General features: G+C 42.1%; 1 protein-coding gene. It reads left to right on the top strand.

Going from position 1 to position 1,187, the window contains the following annotated elements:
- The first annotated feature begins 553 nt into the window (after positions 1-553).
- Complete coding sequence (locus tag AB4653_RS20415) at positions 554-1,138, top strand: helix-turn-helix transcriptional regulator (protein ID WP_408063585.1); 585 nt, start codon at positions 554-556, stop codon at positions 1,136-1,138.
- Positions 1,139-1,187: the final 49 nt, after the last annotated feature.

Genomic DNA, 1,187 nt, shown 5'->3' with positions numbered 1-1,187 from the left:
ACTTCGCTGACTCTCATACAGCTCAGGATGCTGAAGTCTAGAAGCACGGAGTAGGGGATTTTGTTTTCTCTGCGTTGCTCGCGTTCTTCTAGTGCTTCTTTCAGCAGGTCTATTTCATCGGTAGTAGGGCGCCTTGTTACCTTAAATCTCTGAATAGCGGGTAAAAAAATAGCCAGCAGAGGCTGGCTATTTTTAGAAAGATGTTTACCACTCTGTTCGCTTCTGTTTTTTACGAATCGAAACAGTGCTCAGTGTGACTTTAGCGGCATTTATTCTGGCTGTGATTGCTGTGAGCTTAATTCTCAAATATTGCTTAGAGAGCTAAAATATTGAAAATTAAATGCAGCGTCTAACACATGTCTAATATTCAAAGGCTTAGCATCATATCCACCACAGTAATGGCGTGTTATAGTTCTTAGCGGTTTGCAGTTTATCGCAGGTAGTCATATACAATACCGATCTTAAACTGCGGCTATAGTTTGTTATGCGATGACTTCGTTACTAGGGTAATACGCTTTAATGTGCGCTTTAGTCTCTTTAAGGAGACTGGGTTGTGAGTTTGTGGAGACAGGCTATTGCTAAATCCATTTTCTGTTGGAATGATAAAACCATGAGAAACAATTGGTTAAGTGAATCTCATCACGTCATCGGTGACGATGTCACAGAGATTTCGAATGTTAAGTCTGTGAAAGCGGCTTCTCAAATAGGCGATATGTGTGCTGTACCTGTGTACAACGTCTATGCCTCTTGTGGATTTGGAGCTCAAAACGATGCTGAGTATCAACTCAGAACTGAATTCCTACCATGCTTATGGCTAAAACGTTTCGGCCTGACAGAAGAAGATGCTCGTATCATCATTTGCCACGGCGACTCAATGGAAGACACTTTGAGCGACGGCGATGAAGTATTAGTCGATACCCGAGAGCTCGACCACCCAGTAAAGCATGGTGTCTATGTTGTTCGCATTGGTAAGCACGTTTACATAAAACGCCTGAAGTACGACATCATGGCTGAGGGCTATAACGTCATCTCAGACAACAAAGAAGAATATGATTCGTTTATCGTGAATGAGGAGAAACTCGACGAGTTCGCGGTAATCGGGAAAGTTATTACCACCGTCATGAAGGCGGTGATATGAACGACATAAACGAGTTAAATAAAGATCATTTAGAAGAGTTCTTCGATGT

This window comes from Vibrio sp. 10N.222.48.A3 (assembly GCF_041475345.1).
GTDB classification, from domain to species: Bacteria; Pseudomonadota; Gammaproteobacteria; order Enterobacterales; family Vibrionaceae; genus Vibrio; species Vibrio tasmaniensis_A.
The sequence above is the reverse complement of the archived record's forward strand: the minus strand, read 5'-3'. Positions and strand labels throughout refer to the sequence as shown.